The following is a 16,984-nucleotide window of genomic DNA, read 5'->3' on the forward strand; positions in this document are numbered from 1 at the left end:
CATGGCGCCATGAGCACTCCCGATTGGTTCGGCCGGCTGGCCGAGCGCGCCCAGGCCGGCCCCAGCGAGCTCTCCGCGGTCCTCGCCCTCGCAGGCTCCGGCGGCGACCTCGTCGACTTCTCCGGCGGCTTCCCCGACCCGGAGCTGTTCGACACGCGACTGCTCGCCGAGCTCGCCGCCAAGGCGATCGAGACGCGGCCGGAGGTCGCCCTCCAGTACGCCTCGAACCGCGGCCTGCCCGGCCTGCGCGAGGCGCTGCGCGCCGACTTCGCCCGCACCCAGTCCCGCACCCCCGCCGACGACGAGCTCATCGTCACCTCCGGCGGGGTGGATGCGATGACGCTCATCTCCAAGGCCATGCTCGACCCCGGTGACGGTGTGCTCGTCGAGGCGCCCAGCTACCTGGGCGCCTTCAGCGTCTTCCGCTCCCATGAGGGGGTGTGCGTCTCCATGCGCAACGACGAGCACGGGCTCATCCCCGCTTCCCTCGCCGAGGCCGCCGCGGATGCGCGCGCCCGCGGGATCGAGCCCAAGTTCGCCTACGTCATCCCCGACTTCCAGAACCCCTCGGGGCTGCTCCTGTCGGCCGAGCGCCGCCGCGAAATCGTCGACACCGCCCGGGCGGAGGGGCTGCTCGTGCTCGAGGACGTCGCCTACCGCGACCTCGCGTTCGACGGCTCCACGCTGCCCTCGATCTACGAGCTCGGCCCGGACGTCACCGTCCAGGTGGGCACGTTCTCCAAGACGTTCAGCCCGGGCACGCGCCTGGGCTGGGCGGCGGGGCCCGCGCAGGTCATCGACGCGATGGCGCAGGCGAAGACGAACACGGACCAGTGCGCGGGGGCGCTGGGCCAGTGCATGCTGGAGTCCCTCATGCGCGAGGGCCACTACGCCCGGGCGCTGCCGCACCTGCAGCGGGCCTACGGCACCCGCGCCCAGGCGCTCATGGCCGCGCTCGACGAGCACGTGGGCTCCATGGCGACGTGGACCCGGCCCGCTGGCGGGTTCTTCACCTGGCTCGATGTGCCCGGGGTCGACACGAAGCTCCTCGCGCCCGTAGCGATCGACGCCGGAGTGGCGTTCGTGCCCGGCGCCCCGTTCTTCGCCGACCCCGGCGCGCACAGCCAGCTGCGCCTGTCGTTCTCCCGCACCCCCACCGGCCGCATGGGCGAGGGCGCCCGGCGCCTCGCCGCGGCCATCGGATCCCAGCGGGGCTGAGTCCACGGCCCGCCCCTCCCCCGCCCCGCGACCGAGGTGCGACAGCGGGCGGCCCGGCCCGCACCTCGGGCGCGGGAGGGGCGAGGCCGGCCGGCCCGGCGGGTGCGCTCAGTCCTCGCCCTGGCGCAGCAGGTAGCGCTGGAGCTTGCCGCTGGGCGTCTTGGGCAGCGTGTCGACGTAGTGGACGCGGCGCGGATAGGCGTGGTGCGAATAGCCCTCGCGGACCCGATCCTTGAGCTCGGCGGTCAGCTCGTCCGAGGCCTCGCGGCCGGGGGCCAGGACGACGAAGGCCTCCGCGATCTCCCCGCGGATCCCCTCCGGGTCGGGACGGCCGACGACCGCCACATCCACGACGTCCGGGTGGGTGATGAGGACGCTCTCCACGTCGAAGGGCCCGATCCGGTAGCCGGCCATGAGGATGATGTCGTCGTCGCGGGCGGTGAAGTAGAAGTCGCCGTCCTCGTCGCGGCGCCCGGTGTCGCCGGTGAGGTACCAGCGCCCGTCCGCGGAGAAGCGCTCGGCGGTCTTGTCCGGGGCGCCGACGTAGCCCTCGAACCACAGCAGCGGGCTGCCCTCGACGTCGATCGCGATGCCCCCGTCCACGATGTCCGCGCGATAGCCGGCGATCTCGCGGCCCATGGAATCGGGCTTGACGGGGCGCTTGAACGGCTCCGCCCACTGGTTGCAGATGACCATGCCGAGCTCGGTCTGCCCGTAGTGGTCGCGCACCTCGGTGCCGAGCGCCCGCTGCGCCCACACGCTGACGTCCGCGGTCAGCGGCTCGCCGGCCGAGGACGCGCAGCGCAGGCGCACGTGCGGCTCGACACCGGACTTCGACAGCTCCCGGTAGATCGTCGGGGCGCCGGCGAAGTTCGTCACGCCGCAGGCCTCCATGACCTCGTAGGTGGAGGCGGGGCGGAAGCGCCCGGAGTACAGGATGTTCGGCAGCCCGGTGGTGAGCGGGCCGCAGACGCCGTAGTACAGGCCGTAGGCCCAGCCGGGGTCCGCCGCGTTCCAGAAGATGTCGTCGGGGCGGACGTCCAGGCTGTCCTCCATGTAGACCTGGAAGCTCGCCAGCGCGCGGATGGGCACGGGCACGCCCTTGGGCTTGCCCGTGGTGCCCGAGGTGAAGAGCTGGAGGAGCAGTCCGTCGCCGCCCAGCGCGGCATCGTCGCGGTAGGGCTCGGGCCGGGTCTCCGCGGCGTCGAACTCGGGGCCCGCGCTGAGCACGTCGAGGTAGTCGAGTCCCTCGAGCTTGTCCTCCTGGGAGGGCTCGGTGAGCACGAGGCGCGCCTGGGAGGCGCGCATGCGCATGTCGATCGCCGCGGTCGCGAACGCGGTGAACAGCGGCACGTAGACGGCGCCCAGGCGGGCGAGCGCCACGAGGGACACGACGAGCTCGGGGCGCTTCGTCATGAGCACGCCCACGCGCTGGCCGGCCACGACGCCGCGGGCCGCCAGGTCCGTGGCGAGCCGCCGGGAGCGCTCGGCCAGCTCGCCGTAGGACATGGCGGTCACGGCCAGCTCGTCGTCGACGAAGGTGAAGGCGGTCGTGTCGGGGTCGTGGCGGTCGCACAGCAGGTGGGCGGCGCTGACGTCGGGGCCGCTGTAGGCGGCGTACCATTCCGGGCTCCGGCCGACGATCTGTGCCACGGTGCTCTCCTCAGCTGGGTTCTGGGTCTGCGCGGGCGGCGGATTCGCCCGCCCCGCCCGCTCAGTCAACCACCGCCGAGGCGCGCGGGGCGCACGCGTCTTCCCATCCGAAACGCGCGCCGGGCAGGCGGGGCACGCGCACTGGGCATAGGGGCCCGCGAGGCTGCGCGCCGGGGTTCACTTCAGGGGTCTGCGCACGGGGCCTGCGGACCTGCGGGCCCGCGGGCCTGCGGGCCTGCGGGCCTGCGGGAGGCTACCGGGCGGCGGTCCCGCCCTCCGGGCGCGCGGCGCCCGCGGCCGCCGGCCCGTCGCTCCCACTCGACTGCGCCGCCGCGGCTCTGCGCGCCGGGGCGATGTAGCAGGCCCAGAAGTAGCCGCCCACGAGGATGCCGCCGCCGACGATGTTGCCGAGGATCACGGGGATGAGATTGTCGCCCACCACTGAGCCCAGGGTCAGCGCGTCGTAGTCGCCCACGTGCTTGCCGGCCTTGACGACCGCCTCGGAGGACCAGAACGCGTCGCCGCCGAAGTCCTTGATGAGCAGGCCCATGGGGAGCATGAACATGTTGGCCACGGAGTGCTCGAACCCGCTGGCGACGAACAGCGCCACCGGGCCCAGGCAGGCGAGGATCTTGTCCGCGGTCGACCGTCCGGAGGTGGCCAGCCATACCGCCAGGCAGACCGCGAAGTTCGCGAGCACGCCCAGGAAGAACGCCTGGCCCCACGTGTGGGTCACCTTGGTCAGGCTCGTGTTCATGACGACGAGGCCCCATGCGCCCTTGTTCGACTCCGGGGTGCCGGACCACAGGATGAGCAGGGCCACGCCCACGGAGCCCACGAGGTTGCCCGCCAGCGAGACGCCCCAGTGGCCCAGCCAGCGGCCGGTGCCCAGGGACTTCGACAGCAGCGGCATGAGCGTCATCGTTGTGCCGGTGAACAGGTCGGAGCCGCTGACGACGACGAGCATGAGGCCCACGGAGAACACGAGCCCGCCGAGCACCTTGGCGACGCCGAGCGGGAAGTCCGAACCGAGTCCCTGCTGGGAGGAGACGAAGAAGACGAAGCCCAGTGCGATGAACGCGCCGCCGGACAGGGCGAGGAGGAACATCTGGCCCCACGGCTTGAGCGCCTTGTCGAGCATCGCCTTCTCCTGCGCGGCCGCGAGGGCGGCGGGCGCCGGGATGTTGACTTGGCTGGGCAGTTCGCTCACGGTTCGCTCCTGTCGTCGTGCGCCGGCGGCGCCCTTACCGAGGCGCGTGCGGCCGGTGGGCCGCGGCACCCGGTCATCCTACGACCGGACCGCCCTCGGCCGGTTCCCGCTCCTCACCCGGTGTGGCGCCGGGGTGCGGGCGGCGAGCCGCGCAGGGCCGGGCGATGGCCTCCCCGGTGCAGGCGGCAGTGGGCCAGAATCCGCGGGGCGACTTCTACGCGCTTGACAGTCAGCGATATATCGCAATATAGTTGCGACTAGTTGCCGAGAGTCTTTGCGGGCTTCGTTTCACCCGGCGCCGCGAGGCACAGCCGGCCGAACCCAGCACCCGGCAGCCGAGGCGAGCGGTCCGACACCGCACGCAGTTCCGCCGCCACTGGCGCGGACGCACACGCAGACACACCCAGACAGGAAGAGGACACACGATGTTTCCCGACTTCAACGACGACGGCGCCGATGGCTTCGACGGCACGGACGGCATCGACAGCGGCGACGACCGCTTCCACGGGCGCCAGGGCCGCCCCGCCGACCACGGGCCCCGCACCCACGGCGACGAGCGATTCGACCGCGAGGACCGCCGGCGCGGGCCCGGCGGCCGGCACGGCCACGGAGGCCCCGGCGGCATGGGCGGGCCCGGATTCGGCGGGTTCGGCGGCGGTTTCGACCCCAACGCGATGGCGGCCATGTTCCGCCGCATGACCGGCATGCAGGGCGGCCGAGGGCGCGGGCGCCGGATGGGCCGCGGCGATGTCCGCCAGGCCGTCCTCGCGCTGCTGCGCGAGGAGCCCATGCACGGCTACCAGGTCATCCGCGAGCTCGAGGAGCGCAGCGGGGGCGCCTGGAAGCCCAGCGCCGGCTCGGTCTACCCGACCCTGCAGATGCTCGCCGACGAGGGCCTCATCGTCGCCGACGAGACCGGCGGCAAGAAGGTCTACTCGCTCACCGAGGAGGGCCGCACCGAGGCCGAGGCGCGCTCCGGCGAGGACGCCCCCTGGGAGACCGCCGGCGGCGGGCGCGGATTCGGCGGCGAGCTGCCCAAGGCCAGCGCCAAGCTCGCGCAGGCGGTGGCCCAGGTGGTCCGCGGCGGCGATCAGGAGCAGATCAAGGCGGCCACGGAAATCATCGACGAGGCCCGCCGCCGGGTCTACGGCATGCTCGCCGAGGAGTGAGCACCCGGCGCTGAGCGCCACCCGCTCGCGGCTGGCGGAGAACTCGCGGCGGGCGGAGAAGAAGAATCCCGGGGCATCGATTCCGATGCCCCGGGATTTCGGCGGTAGCGGAGGGATTTGAACCCTCGGTACGGGGTTACCGTACACAACATTTCGAGTGTTGCACCTTCGGCCGCTCGGACACGCTACCGCGGAAGAGTCTACAGATCCCCCGGGCGGCCGCCAAATCCCCCGGGGTGCCCACGCGCGGTGGACTCCGGCTCATGAGGGGGCCGCCGGGTGAGCGACGCGGGGGCGCGATGCGCGTGCTGTCTGCACGTGCGCGGCGCGGTCGGACTGCCTCCGGCTAGCGGCGCTGCGCGAAGAACTCCGCGAGCAGCGCGGTGGCCGCCTCCGCGCGGACGCCGGCGAGCACCTCGGGCCGGTGGAGGGCGGCACGGTCGCGCAGCAGGTCCCACATCGAGCCGGCGGCGCCCGCCTTGTCGTCGAACGCGCCGAAGACCACCCGGTCGACTCGCGCGGCCGCCGCGGCCCCGGCGCACATCGCACACGGCTCGAGCGTGATGACGAGGGTGGTGCCGTCCAGGCGCCAGCGCCCCAGCCCGGCGGCCGCCGCGCGCAGGGCGAGCACCTCCGCATGGGCGGTGGGGTCGCCATCGGCCTCGCGCCGATTGCGGCCGCGGCCGAGCACCCGGCCCGTGGCGGAGTCCACGACGACGGCGCCCACGGGCACGTCGGCACTGACCGCGCACGCCCGCGCCTCCTCGAGCGCCGCGTCCATGGCGGGCGCCCACGCCCGGCCCGCGGGCGCCTCGGGCCGGTTCATCTGTGTTCCAGCAATGCGGCGCCGGCGCTGGCGGGGGCGCTCAGCGGGCGGCCTCGAGCTGCTCGGCGAAACCGGCCTTCTCCCCCACGTGGGCGACCACGCGGGCGGGGTCCGAGCCGTGCTCGCGCACCTGCTCGATGAGCTCGTCGGCGGCGATCCCTTCGGCGGCGAAGATATCGGGGTCACCGCCCCAGTCGGAGTCGTCGTCGAGCTCGAGCATCGTCGCGCCCTCCTCCGCCTCGTCCTCCTCGTCATCGTCCTCGTCACCGTTCGAGTAGTCCTCCTCGCCCTCCATGGGATCGCCCTCGTACGCGTCGGGCTGCGAGTCGAGGTAGTCGGCGAAGAGCTCGGCATAGGGCGAGTCGGCAACCGCCCCGATGTCGGAGAGGAAGACCTTCACCTCCCCCTCGGGCAGCACGCGCACGAGTGCGAACCACTCGTCCTCGTGCTCGATGACGGCCAGCGCGCCCAGCTCGGCGTCGCCGGCGGCGTCGATGAGCTCGACGAGGTCCGCCATCGTCTCCGCATCGTCGATCTCGAGGTCGAGTGGCCGGTAGCCGTCGTCGGTGTGGACAAGGGCAGCGGTGAAGTACGACATGGCCCCATTGTCACCCGCGCACGCGCGCGGGCACCAGCCGGGGCGGGGCGGGCCATCGGGTAGATTTCCGGGTATGGAACTCCGCGTCGCAGACCACCCGCTCATCGCCCACAAGCTCACCGTGCTGCGCGACGAGCGCACCGACTCCGCGCGGTTCCGCCAGCTCACCGACGAGCTCGTCATGCTCCTGGCCTACGAGGCGACCCGGTGCGTGCGGGTGAAGGACACCCGGATCACCACCCCGGTGGGGCCCATGACCGGGGTGGCGATGAGCGCGCCGCGGCCCGTCGTCGTGCCGATCCTGCGCGCCGGGCTGGGGATGCTCGAGGGCATGATGAAGATCCTGCCCACCGCGGAGGTGGGGTTCCTGGGCATGATCCGCGACGAGGAGACGCTCGAGGCGCACGCGTATGCCGAGCGCCTGCCCGCAGACCTCACCGGCCGCCAGGTCTTCGTCATCGACCCGATGCTCGCCACGGGCGGCACGCTCGCCATGGCCATCGAGTTCCTCCTGGCCCGCGGCGCCTCGGAGGCCACCGCGGTCTGCCTGGTGAGCGCGCCGGAGGGCGTCGAGCACCTGCGCGCCCAGTTCGACGGGCGCGCCGAGGTGACGGTCCACACCGCTGCGCTCGACGAGCGGCTCAACGAGAACGGCTACATCGTCCCCGGCCTGGGCGATGCGGGCGACCGCCTCTACGGCATCGTCTGAGCCTGCCGGGCGCCCACCGCGCAGGCGCTCCGCGGCGCCCCCGCCTGCGTCACACTTCGTCATACTGCGCCTTATTCGGTCGCGAACGGCCGCAATCGCTTGGCCCGCGGGCCGCGGATGAAGAATAATGACGGTCATGTCCATCCCCTGTCGCCGCCTGGAGGCGCGAATGTGCGCCCGGCAGCCCGCGCAGCCCATGCGCCGCGTCCGCGACCTCTCCTAGCCTTCGCCGCCCGGTCGCGGACGAGCCCCGAACGCCAGCGGCCCCGCCCATTCGAAGGACCAGCGACATGCCCCAGCCCCGCCTGAACCCCCAGTCCCCGTTCGCACCCCCCGCCGGGGCCGCGGCCCGCGCCGCGCACCCGCGCAGCGCCGCCGCCACCCGACGACAGGGACCGCGCTTGACCTCGATCGATCCGAACTCCGCCCCCCGCACCTACGGCCCGACGGGCGTCGAGCCCGCGCCGCGCGCCGCGCGGGGCATCGTCCTCTACATCGGACTCGACGAGGAGAAGGCCGCCGCCGACGGCACGAACCTCACGGCGGTCGCCCAGGCCGTGCAGGCCTTCGCACAGCAGCTCGCCGGGCAGGCCGAGACGCAGGCGATCATCGCCCTGGCGCCCGAGGGCCCGGACCGCGACCTCGACGCCGTGCGCGCCGTCGCCTCGGGCTCCCCCGCCGCGGCCGGCACCCCGGCCGGGCGCCACGGCCCGGTGCGCTCGCGCATCCCGAGCCGCGTGCACCCGCCGTCCCACCGCGAGGACGCCGCGGAACCGGAGCCGGCCAGCGTGCGCATCGACATCCCCCGCCGCGAGGTCCACGTCGACGGCCGGCTGGCCGCCGTGACGACGAAGGAGTTCGACCTGCTCGCCACGCTCGTCTCGCGGCCGGGCGAGACCCTGCGCCGCGAGGACCTCATCACCGCCCTGTGGGGCCACGGCGACGAGCGGCCCGATGAGCGCACGGTCGACGTCCACGTCCGCCGCCTGCGCAAGCGGCTGGGCTCGCACTCCGCGATCGTGCGGACCATCCGGGGCACCGGCTACCGCTTCGACGAGCACCCCGACGTCGAGATCTGGCGCGCCACCGCCCTGCGCTGAGGCGCCGCCCGCGGGGCACCGGGACCGCAGGCCGCCGAGCCCCGTCCGCGAGTGGCGCGGGCGGGGCTGCCCGGGCGCGGCTGCGGGCGCAGTGCCAGTCCCCGGTCAGCTGCGGATCAGGTACGGCGCCTAGACTGCTCGTCGATGTCAGCAACCCCGAAGCGCGCTCTCAAGGGCATTGCCGTGCTCATCGCCGGCACCCTCGTCGCGGCCCTCCTCCTGCTCCACTCCCTCCTGCCCACGAGCCGGGGCATCGCCCTCGTGGTCGAGTCAGCGCTGCCGTGGACGTGGATCCTCATCGTCCTCGTCGTCCTTGCGGGCCTCATCCGCTTCTCCGTCCTCAGCATCATCGGCGTGCTCGTCCCGGCCATCGTCTGGGCCGCGATGTTCGGCGCCTATCTGCGCCCGGCCCACGCCCCCGAGCACAGCGGGCTCGTCGTCGCCACCCAGAACGTGGGCGCCCGCGGCTCGCAGCCCACGGCCACGGTCCAGGCGCTCACGGAGCACCAGCCGGACATCGTGGCCGTCGAGGAGCTGGAATCGCTGTCGGGCAAGATCATCAGGAAGCGCCTCGACGGGAAGTTCTCCCACTCCCACGTCGCGGACACCGTCGGGGTGTGGACGAAGTGGCCGCTCAAGGACACGGAGGAGATCGGCCTGGGCCTGCAGTGGCCGCGGGCGTTCGCCACCACCGTTCAGACCGACGAGGGCGATGTGCGCTTCTACGCCGTGCACATGCCCTCCGTGCGCCCGGGCCAGGAGTCGTTGCGCAATGCCGCGCTCAGCAAGCTCGCCGAGGTGGTGCGCGCCGATCGCTCGCAGCGCATCATCGTCGCCGGCGACTTCAACGCGGGCTCCTCCGATCGCTACTTCTCCGAGCTGTCCTCCCAGCTCACCGACACCCGGCGCGCGGTGGGCGGGGGCTTCGGGTTCACGTGGCCCGCGCAGTTCCCCCTCGTCCGCCTCGACCACATCCTCGTGCGCGGCCTCACGCCCACCGGGGACTCGGTCATGGGCGAGGGCACCTCGGACCACCGCGGGGTCATCGGCTACCTCGACGTGCCGTAGGCCGTGCCGGCACGCGCCCGAGGCGGGGGCGGCCACGGCCCCGCCGGCGCCTCGGGCGCGGGGCAAGGACCCGGAACGAACCGGCCCGGTTCGACGGGCACGAGCCCGGCCCGTGCGGCGGGATGCGGGCGGTCTGGGCAACGGGCCTCGGGCAGGCCCTGCGGCGGGCCCCCTGGGCTGCGGGCGGCCTGGGAGACGGGCTGCGGGCGGCCCCGGCTCAGCCCTGGGCGTGGGACTGCGAGCTGGCGGCGCAGGAGCCGGTGGACACGGTCTTCGCCGTGCCCCCGGCGGCCTTGAGGACGCCGGAGATCTCGCCGAGCGTGAGCGCGTAGCCCGTATCGCCGTCCGCGGCGGACTTCGCGAAGACCATCCCGGCCGCCCGGCCGCGCGCGTCGACGAGCGGGCCGCCCGAGTTGCCGGGGCGCACCACCGCGCGCAGCGAATAGACATCGCGCACGACGGAGTCCTTGTCGTAGATGTCGAGGCCGCGGGCCCGCAGGCCCTCGCGGACGCGGGCCGGCGAGATCGTGTAGGGCCCGTTCTCCGGGAAGCCCACGACAACCGCATCGGAGCCCGTGCGCAGCTGGCCGCCCAGCTCCAGCGGCTCGGCGCCCATCTCCGGCACTCGCAGGACCGCGACGTCCTTCGCGGCGCTGAAGCCCACGACGTGCGCGGCATAGGGCCGGCCCTTGCCGCCCACCTGGACGCTCAGCCCCCGCGAGCCCGCCACCACGTGCGCGTTCGTCGCCGCGTAGCCCCGCCGGAAGACCCAGCCGGAGCCCTCCTGCGTCGTGCTGCACACGGTGGTGTCGGTGGTGATCTTCACGACCGAGTCCTCGGCCGCGCGGCCCACGCGGTTCATCGCCTCGTTGGGTGCCCCGATGTCGCGGATGCGCTCCGCCTGGCCGCTGAAGACCTGCGGGAACCCGCTGTCGGCGAGCACCGTGCCGATCGAGCCCAGCGCCTGGGCGGAGTCCACGGGGGCAGCGCGGTCGAGCGCCGCGACGATCCCCGATTCCGCGGCCCACCGGTTGGGGGCGATGAGCGGTGTCGTGCGGACCCAGCCGGCGGCCAGCCAGACGATGAGCACGAAGGCGATCGCGCTGGTGAGCGCGCCAGCGCTCGCATCGAGCCCGCGGCCCAGGCGGCTGGTGATCCGCTGGCGCAGCCGGATGCCGAGCACGCAACCGGCGGCCGCGAGCAGCGTGCCCAGCGCCAGCGGCACGGCCAGCGCGATGCCGGGCCGGCCGGACTCGCCCAGCAGGCCCCAGCCCACCGCCGCGTTCGCCAGCGGCACGGCGCACAGCCGGCCCAGCAGGAAACCCGCGACGAAGCCCACGAGCGTGCCCGCCGACGCCGTCAGCCGCTGCTGCCAGCCGGCGATGAGGGCGAGCAGCCCCAGCAGCGCGAGGACGGCGTCGATGAGGGTCACGGGCGGCGGGCCGGCATCCGCGCGCTCGCCATGAGCCGGCTGCGGGCCTGGGTGAGCTCGTCGAGTTCGAACCGCTCGCGCGCGATCTCCGTGCGCCCGCCGACTCCGCCCAGGATCCGCTCGCGGATGGAGGACAGGGAGGCGGCCGCCCGGATCATGGCCTTCATCTCCGTCTTGCCGCCGGGGAACTGGGAGGCCCAGCGGCGCCCCGCGCGCCTGCCCTTCCAGGTGCCGAGCATGTCGACCTCCGCGTGGGTGAGCCAGCCGGCGTTCGCGTAGTCGCCCAGCATGAGGCGCGTCTGCTTCGTCTCCTCGTGGCGCAGGTAGAGCCCGCTGCCGAACCACAGCGCGGAGACGCAGGCGGAGAAGACCAGGGTGATGGCGATGCTCGCCAAGGGGTCGATGTCATCAGTCGCGGTCGCCACCCCGTTCCACAGCCCGTGGAGGAAGGCCCCCACGATGTAGCCGGGAATCCACATGAGCGCGGTGAGCCACCACGAGCCGCGGCGGGCCGCCAGCCCGATCGCGATGCCGGCCATGCCCGTGAAGGTCGAGTGCAGCAGCGGGGAGACCACGCAGCGCATGGCGAACGTGAGGATGAGGCCCTGGCTCTGGTAGTCGTCGTAGGCGCTGCCCAGGTAGAGGAGGTTCTCCGTGAAGGCGAACCCGGCGCCGATGAGCGTGCCGTACATCCAGCCGTCCAGGGGGCCCTCGAAGTACTTGCGCGCACCGAGCACCAGCGCGACGAGGAAGATGCCCTTGGCGCCCTCCTCGAAGATGGGCGCCATGACGACTGCGCCCACGACGTCGCCGCTCGCGTCGATCCCGAACGCGCCCAGCGCGTAGATCGAGGTGAGCTGGGTGATGAAGACGATGATGACGGAGGCGACCGCCCCCCACAGGACGCACAGCCCCAGGATGAGCTTGGGCTGGGGCTTCCACCGGTCGAACCACAGGACCATGCCGATGATGACGCTCAGCGGCAGCAGGGACAGCAGCACGATGATGACGCCCACGCCCCGGAAGCTCAGGGCCCCGAGCAGCAGGATGAGGAGGAACCCCAGGCCGAGCACGGCGCACACGACGATCCCGATGATGAGGCGGGCGAGGTCCGCGCCCTTCGTCGGGTCCTCGCGGCGCATGGCGCTCGTCGCCTGCTGGGTCCAGCTGGCCTGGAGCTGGGCGCCGCTGTGCTGGTGGATCTGCGAGCGGCTGCGCATCTCCTGGGTGACGCTGGGCCGCAGCCGCGACTGGGAATACGCGCGCTGCTCCGGGTAGCCGCCCGGTGCCGGCTGCTGGGCGCCGGTGCCCGGGTGGGAGCCGGTGCCCGCCCCCGGGAAGCCGGGGCCCTGGGGGTACCCGGGGCGCGACTGCTGGGGGGCCGGGCCCGGCGCACCGTAGCCAGGTGCTCCCTGCACCGGCCCTCCATGGGGTGCCGAGCCCTGGGGCGCCGAGCCGTAGCCGGGCTGGGGGGCGCCGCGGTGGGGGGCATGCTGGCTGCCCGTGCCCGGCTGCTGGGTGCCGTAGGCCGGCTGCTGGGTGCCGTAGGCCGGCTGCTGGGTGCCGTAGGCCTGCTGCTGGGTGGAGGAACCGGGCTGCTGAGCCGCGTAGCCCTGGTGTTGGCTGCCGTAGCCCGGCTGCTGGGCGGCGTAGCCCGGCTGCTGAACGGGCGGTTGGGCCGCTCCGGGCGCGGCACCCGAGCCCTGCGACGGCTGGTTTGGCTGCTGCGGCCGGTTCGGCTGCTGCGGGGCAGGAGCCGAGCCGTACGGCTGGGCGGCAGGGGCGGAGCCGCCCAGCTGGGCCCCGGCGGGCGCCTCGGGCGCGGGGTAGCGGAAGCTGCCCTCCGACTGTCCCGGCTGCGGGGCGCGGCTGCGGGGGTCCTGCCAGGGCTGGTCGGTCATCGGGGTCCTTCGAAGTCGGGCGCGGCGGGCGCGGGACGGGGCGCGCGGCCTCTGCCGGCCGCCGCTGTGGGTCCAAGCATGGCAGATCGCCCGGACATGCGCGCGTGCGCGCCCTGGGAACGCGCACGGGGCCGGACCGCGCGGCATCGCGCGGTCCGGCCCCGTGCAACCGGCCCTCGGCCAGCGGGCGGCTCAGCCGATCCGCAGGGTGCGGGCGGTGTACTCGCCCAGCTCGTCGAGGAGCGTCTCGTCGTCGGCGAGCTTGCGGCCGAGCGAGGGAACCATCCCCTTGAGCTTGGACTCCCACTGCACGTACTGCTGGGGGAAGCACTTGGCCAGGAGGTTGAGCATGATGGGCGCGGCCGTCGAGGCGCCGGGCGAGGCGCCCAGCAGGCCCGCGATCGAGCCGTCGGCGGAGGAGACGAGCTCGGTGCCGAACGCCAGCACGCCGCCCTTCTGGGGGTCGCGCTTCATCACCTGGACGCGCTGGCCCGCGGTGATGAGCTCCCACTCGTGCGGGTCGATCTCCGGAGTGAAGTCGGACAGCGCGGAGAAGCGGCCCTTCTTCGTCTCCGCGAGCTGCTCGACGAGGTACTTCTCGAGGCCGAAGTTGTCCTTAGCCACGTTGAGCATGACACCCAGGTTGTTCCCCCGCACGCTGAACGGCAGGTCCGTGAACCGGCCGGACTTGAGGAACTTGGGCGAGAACCCGGCGAACGGCCCGAACATGAGGTACTCGCGGCCGTTGACGACGCGGGTGTCGAGGTGGGGCACGGACATGGGCGGGGCGCCCACGGAGGCCTGGCCGTAGACCTTCGCCTTGTGGCGGGCCACGAGCTCCGGGTTCGCGGTGCGCAGGAACATGCCGGAGATGGGGAAGCCGCCGTAGCCGCGCGCCTCCGCGATGCCGGACTTCTGCAGCAGCGGCAGCGCCCCGCCGCCGGCGCCGATGAAGACGAAGCGGGCATCGACGTCGAAGGCCTCGCCGCTCCCGTGGTCCTTGACGCCCACCTTCCAGCCGTCGGCGTTGCGGTTGAGCGTCGTGACCTGGTGGTTCGTGTGGATCTGCGCACCGTTGTTCGCGATGTTCTGCAGCAGCTGGCGGGTGAGCGAGCCGAAGTCCACGTCCGTGCCCTCGACGACGCGCGACAGGCCGTTGACCTGGCCGGGGCCGCGGTTCTCGAACATGAGCGGCAGCCAGTCCGCCTGCGTGGCGGGATCGTCCGTGAATTCCATGGACTTGAACAGCGGGTTGCGCACCATCGTCTGGTAGCGCTTCTCGATGTAGTCGCGGCCCTTCTGCCCCCGGCCGTAGCTGATGTGGGGAACCTGCGAGATGAAGGTCGTGGGGTCCGCGATGACGCCCTCGTCGACGAGGTGGGACCAGAACTGGCGGGTCACGTGGAACTGCTCGGCGATGTTGATCGCCTTCGAGATGTCGACGCTCCCGTCCGGCAGCTCCGGGGAGTAGTTGAGCTCGCAGAGGGCCGAGTGGCCGGTGCCGGCGTTGTTCCAGGCGTCCGAGCTCTCGCGCGCGACGTAGTCGAGGCGCTCGTAGACGCGGATGCTCCAGTCCGGCTGCAGCTCGCTGAGCATCGCGCCCAGCGTGGCGCTCATGACGCCGCCGCCGATCAGGACTACGTCCACGTTCTCCTTCGTCTGGGCCATGCCACTCCTCACCTCGCATCGGGCGTGCACGCGCGGCGCGCACTCATCGGCCTCGACTCTACTCCGCGAGCCGCGGCGGCCACCAACCGGTTTGACCGCCCCGAGGCGCCGCCTAAGCGGCTGCGCGACGGGGCACGCGGCCCCGTGACGGGGGCGGGGGAGCGAGCACCGGCTGTGGACAGCCCGGCCCCGAAGGCGAGCACCGGGCTGTGGAAACCGGGGCTGCGTCCACAGATCGCGCAGCGCGCGGCCGCGGAGTCTGACGATCGGCTGGGCTGTGGCCATGAAAACACGCACAGCACTCGCCTATGTCCTCGTCCTCCTCCTCGCACCCCTGCTCGTCTGGCTCGCCGCTCCGGCCCAGGCGCTCGGCGCCACCGCGCCGCCCGGGTCCCCGGGGACGCCCGCTCCGGGCTCCCCGGATCCGGGGACCCAGCAGCCCACGGCCGCCGAGCAGGCCCCCGGTGTCGACGCCTACGGAGCTCCGGCCGAACTCGGCCGGGCGCTCAGCGCCAACGAGCAGACGATCCTCGGCCCCGGCCACTGGCACCGCCAGGGTGCGCAGCGCACGTGGTACGGGTCCTATCGCTCCCTGGCCAACCGCAATGCCTACTGCATCGACGCCGGCATGCTCACGCCCTATCCCAAGTACTTCGCGGGGGTGAAGCCCTCCACCGTCCGGACCGCCCGCACGGCCTGGGCACTCGCCGCGCATTCGGACTCCGGCAAGGCCGATGTCCAGGCGGCGCTGTCCGCCATCGTCAAGCTCGACGCGAAGATCCCGCACCGGCACCGCATGAAGGTCCATGCGCCCAGCGCGCTCGGGGCGAACTTCGCCGGCGCCGCCAAGCAGTACGCCGCGATCACCCGCGATGCCAAGCGCCTGGCGGGGCCCTACCGGCTCCGCGTCGCCCTCGCCCCGGTCCCGCGGCTCAGCCCCGGCCCCGCCGTGCCCCTGGCTGCGGCGGCCGGCGGCGAGCAGACCCAGGCGGGTGCCGCCGGCACGCAGCTGACGGCGACGATCTCGCTGACCGCTGCCTCCGGGGCGCCGCTGCCCGGCCGCCGGGTGGAGCTCTCCACCACCGGCGCGCAGGGCCCCGCGGCGATCACCACGGCGGCCAAGCCCGTGACGGTCATGCTCACCGCTCCGGACACGGGCACGAAGGCCGCGACGGTCGCGCTGAGTGCGCGCGCCAAGGACCTGCCCGGGGACGCGGTGCGCCTCTACCGGGCCCACGGGCGCGGCTCAACGACGGTGCAGAATATCGTGACGGCCGGCCCGCCCGTGGCCGTGTCCGCCCGCGCCGAGCACCGGCTCCCGGCGACCTCGCAACCCCGCGTGACCACCCGCATCAGCACCGCGGAGCCCGCGCCGGGCGCCCGGCTCCACGACGCCTTCACGGTCTCGGGCCTTGCGAAGGGCCAGCGCGTCACGGTCGAGCACACCCTGTGGGCAAGCCCCGCGAAGCCCCAGCGCACCCAGCAGCCCGCGAAGGGCACTGCGAAGATCGGCACCGTGACCTCGAAGGGCGTGGGGAACGGAACGCAGGACTCACCCTCCCTCGCACTGGACCGCGGCTACCGCGGCTGGGTGTACTGGACCGAGCGGATCGCACCGGCGCCCGGCATCCGCGCCTGGCAGTCCGATCACGGCATCGCCGAGGAGACGGGCCTCGTCCCCTGGACACCGCAGGCGACGACCACCGCAGCACTCGACAACACGGCCAACACCAGCACCGATGCGATCGCCGTGCGGGGTGCGCGGCCGGGCTCGCGGCTGCGGGTCACCGCGACGCCGTACCGCACGGACACCGCACCCGTGCAGTCGGCCAGCGCCTCCGGCACGCCCGGCGAGCCGCAGGCCTTCGACGTCACGGTCGGCACGGACGGCACGGCGCGGGCCACGACGCGCCCCGTACCGGTGGACATCGGCTGGACCACCTGGGTGGTCCGCATCGACGGCGGCGAGGGCTGGAAGGCCTGGCAGTCGGAGTGGGGCATCCCCGCCGAGACCGTCCACCGCGCTCCGACGCCCTCGACCACGGCTCCCACGAAGGCACCTGCGACCACAGCTCCTGCCACCACCGCGCCGCCCACCACTGTGCCTCCGGTGACGCCGTCTCCGTCCGCCCCGGCCACAACCACGGCACCGGCTCCGGAGACCACCGCGCCGGTGAGGCCCCAGGCGCCCGGTCCTCAGCCCCCGGTCTCCGAGGCGCCCGCGCCCCAGCCGGGCTCGCCCGAGGCGCCCAGCCGTCTGCCGCGCACAGGCACTCAGGCGCAGCTCATCACGGGCGGGGCGCTCATCCTCATCGGCGGGGGCGCGGTGCTCCTCCTCGCCACGGCACGCAGGCGCCGGGACTGAGCCGGGCCACGGCATCACTGGCCCCGGCGCCCAGCACACGGCCAACACTCTCGACACGGCCAGCGCC

General features: G+C 73.5%; 13 protein-coding genes and 1 tRNA gene. 6 read left to right on the forward strand and 8 right to left on the reverse strand.

Annotated features, from left to right (window positions below):
* Positions 1–9: 9 nt before the first annotated feature.
* Entirely contained in the window at positions 10–1,218 is a 1,209-nt protein-coding gene (locus BRM1_RS07925; RefSeq protein WP_268525034.1) for an aminotransferase-like domain-containing protein, read from the forward strand.
* 108 nt (positions 1,219–1,326) lie between these two features.
* Here BRM1_RS07925 and BRM1_RS07930 read toward each other — a convergent pair whose 3' ends face one another.
* Both BRM1_RS07930 and BRM1_RS07935 read right to left on the reverse strand, forming a co-directional pair.
* On the reverse strand, positions 1,327–2,871 hold the full coding sequence (locus BRM1_RS07930; protein WP_268525036.1) for an AMP-binding protein: 1,545 nt from the start codon (positions 2,869–2,871) through the stop codon (positions 1,327–1,329).
* 253 nt (positions 2,872–3,124) lie between these two features.
* On the reverse strand, positions 3,125–4,081 hold the full coding sequence (locus tag BRM1_RS07935; RefSeq protein WP_268525038.1) for a formate/nitrite family transporter: 957 nt from the start codon (positions 4,079–4,081) through the stop codon (positions 3,125–3,127).
* A gap of 425 nt (positions 4,082–4,506) precedes the next feature.
* Between BRM1_RS07935 and BRM1_RS07940 the strand changes: the two genes are divergently transcribed.
* Entirely contained in the window at positions 4,507–5,250 is a 744-nt protein-coding gene (locus BRM1_RS07940; protein ID WP_442864208.1) for a PadR family transcriptional regulator, read from the forward strand.
* Positions 5,251–5,352: 102 nt separating this feature from the next.
* On the opposite strand, the gene BRM1_RS07945 is transcribed toward BRM1_RS07940, so the two are convergent.
* From BRM1_RS07945 to BRM1_RS07955, 3 genes are all read right to left on the reverse strand, one after another.
* A tRNA-Ser gene (locus BRM1_RS07945) sits at positions 5,353–5,440 on the reverse strand.
* Between the two features lie 156 nt (positions 5,441–5,596).
* Positions 5,597–6,031: a nucleoside deaminase gene (locus BRM1_RS07950; RefSeq protein WP_160953304.1), complete on the reverse strand. Its 435-nt coding sequence runs from the start codon at positions 6,029–6,031 to the stop codon at positions 5,597–5,599.
* Between the two features lie 85 nt (positions 6,032–6,116).
* Positions 6,117–6,674, reverse strand: a complete 558-nt coding sequence (locus tag BRM1_RS07955) for a tRNA adenosine deaminase-associated protein (protein WP_160953300.1) — start codon at positions 6,672–6,674, stop codon at positions 6,117–6,119.
* A 73-nt stretch (positions 6,675–6,747) separates the two neighbouring features.
* Here BRM1_RS07955 and upp point away from each other — a divergent pair, with 73 nt between their 5' ends.
* The 3 genes from upp to BRM1_RS07970 all read left to right on the forward strand — a co-directional run bounded on the left by upp (position 6,748) and on the right by BRM1_RS07970 (position 9,551).
* Positions 6,748–7,383, forward strand: a complete 636-nt coding sequence (gene upp / locus BRM1_RS07960; RefSeq protein WP_268525041.1) for a uracil phosphoribosyltransferase — start codon at positions 6,748–6,750, stop codon at positions 7,381–7,383.
* A 290-nt stretch (positions 7,384–7,673) separates the two neighbouring features.
* Positions 7,674–8,483, forward strand: coding sequence for a winged helix-turn-helix domain-containing protein (locus BRM1_RS07965; protein WP_268525043.1), 810 nt, complete (start codon positions 7,674–7,676; stop codon positions 8,481–8,483).
* A gap of 144 nt (positions 8,484–8,627) precedes the next feature.
* Positions 8,628–9,551 carry an endonuclease/exonuclease/phosphatase family protein gene (locus tag BRM1_RS07970; protein ID WP_160953297.1) on the forward strand — a complete coding sequence of 308 codons (924 nt, stop codon included), beginning with the start codon at positions 8,628–8,630 and terminating at the stop codon, positions 9,549–9,551.
* Positions 9,552–9,768: 217 nt separating this feature from the next.
* Here BRM1_RS07970 and BRM1_RS07975 read toward each other — a convergent pair whose 3' ends face one another.
* From BRM1_RS07975 to BRM1_RS07990, 3 genes are all read right to left on the reverse strand, one after another.
* On the reverse strand, positions 9,769–10,983 hold the full coding sequence (locus tag BRM1_RS07975) for a MarP family serine protease (protein ID WP_268525044.1): 1,215 nt from the start codon (positions 10,981–10,983) through the stop codon (positions 9,769–9,771).
* Positions 10,980–12,884 carry a PrsW family glutamic-type intramembrane protease gene (locus tag BRM1_RS13980; protein WP_326956651.1) on the reverse strand — a complete coding sequence of 635 codons (1,905 nt, stop codon included), beginning with the start codon at positions 12,882–12,884 and terminating at the stop codon, positions 10,980–10,982. Before BRM1_RS13980 ends, BRM1_RS07975 begins: the two co-directional genes overlap by 4 nt.
* A gap of 192 nt (positions 12,885–13,076) precedes the next feature.
* Positions 13,077–14,552 (reverse strand): malate:quinone oxidoreductase, encoded by a 1,476-nt coding sequence (locus tag BRM1_RS07990; protein WP_160953295.1) that lies wholly within the window; start codon positions 14,550–14,552, stop codon positions 13,077–13,079.
* A 283-nt stretch (positions 14,553–14,835) separates the two neighbouring features.
* Between BRM1_RS07990 and BRM1_RS07995 the strand changes: the two genes are divergently transcribed.
* On the forward strand, positions 14,836–16,917 hold the full coding sequence (locus BRM1_RS07995) for a hypothetical protein (protein WP_268525045.1): 2,082 nt from the start codon (positions 14,836–14,838) through the stop codon (positions 16,915–16,917).
* The last annotated feature ends 67 nt before the right edge of the window (positions 16,918–16,984 follow it).

It is taken from the genome of Brevibacterium sp. BRM-1 (genome assembly GCF_026802075.1).
GTDB lineage: Bacteria > Actinomycetota > Actinomycetes > Actinomycetales > Brevibacteriaceae > Brevibacterium > Brevibacterium rongguiense.

What these genes read in the sequence shown, in the direction of transcription:
- BRM1_RS07970 (WP_160953297.1), top strand. Translation starts at nt 8,628, where the DNA reads ATGTCAGCAACCCCGAAGCGCGCTCTCAAGGGCATTGCCGTGCTCATC.
- BRM1_RS07965 (WP_268525043.1), top strand. Translation starts at nt 7,674, where the DNA reads ATGCCCCAGCCCCGCCTGAACCCCCAGTCCCCGTTCGCACCCCCCGCC.
- BRM1_RS07990 (WP_160953295.1), bottom strand. Translation starts at nt 14,552, where the DNA reads ATGGCCCAGACGAAGGAGAACGTGGACGTAGTCCTGATCGGCGGCGGC.
- BRM1_RS13980 (WP_326956651.1), bottom strand. Translation starts at nt 12,884, where the DNA reads ATGACCGACCAGCCCTGGCAGGACCCCCGCAGCCGCGCCCCGCAGCCG.
- BRM1_RS07940 (WP_442864208.1), top strand. Translation starts at nt 4,507, where the DNA reads ATGTTTCCCGACTTCAACGACGACGGCGCCGATGGCTTCGACGGCACG.
- BRM1_RS07955 (WP_160953300.1), bottom strand. Translation starts at nt 6,674, where the DNA reads ATGTCGTACTTCACCGCTGCCCTTGTCCACACCGACGACGGCTACCGG.
- BRM1_RS07925 (WP_268525034.1), top strand. Translation starts at nt 10, where the DNA reads ATGAGCACTCCCGATTGGTTCGGCCGGCTGGCCGAGCGCGCCCAGGCC.
- upp (WP_268525041.1), top strand. Translation starts at nt 6,748, where the DNA reads ATGGAACTCCGCGTCGCAGACCACCCGCTCATCGCCCACAAGCTCACC.
- BRM1_RS07995 (WP_268525045.1), top strand. Translation starts at nt 14,836, where the DNA reads ATGAAAACACGCACAGCACTCGCCTATGTCCTCGTCCTCCTCCTCGCA.
- BRM1_RS07950 (WP_160953304.1), bottom strand. Translation starts at nt 6,031, where the DNA reads ATGGACGCGGCGCTCGAGGAGGCGCGGGCGTGCGCGGTCAGTGCCGAC.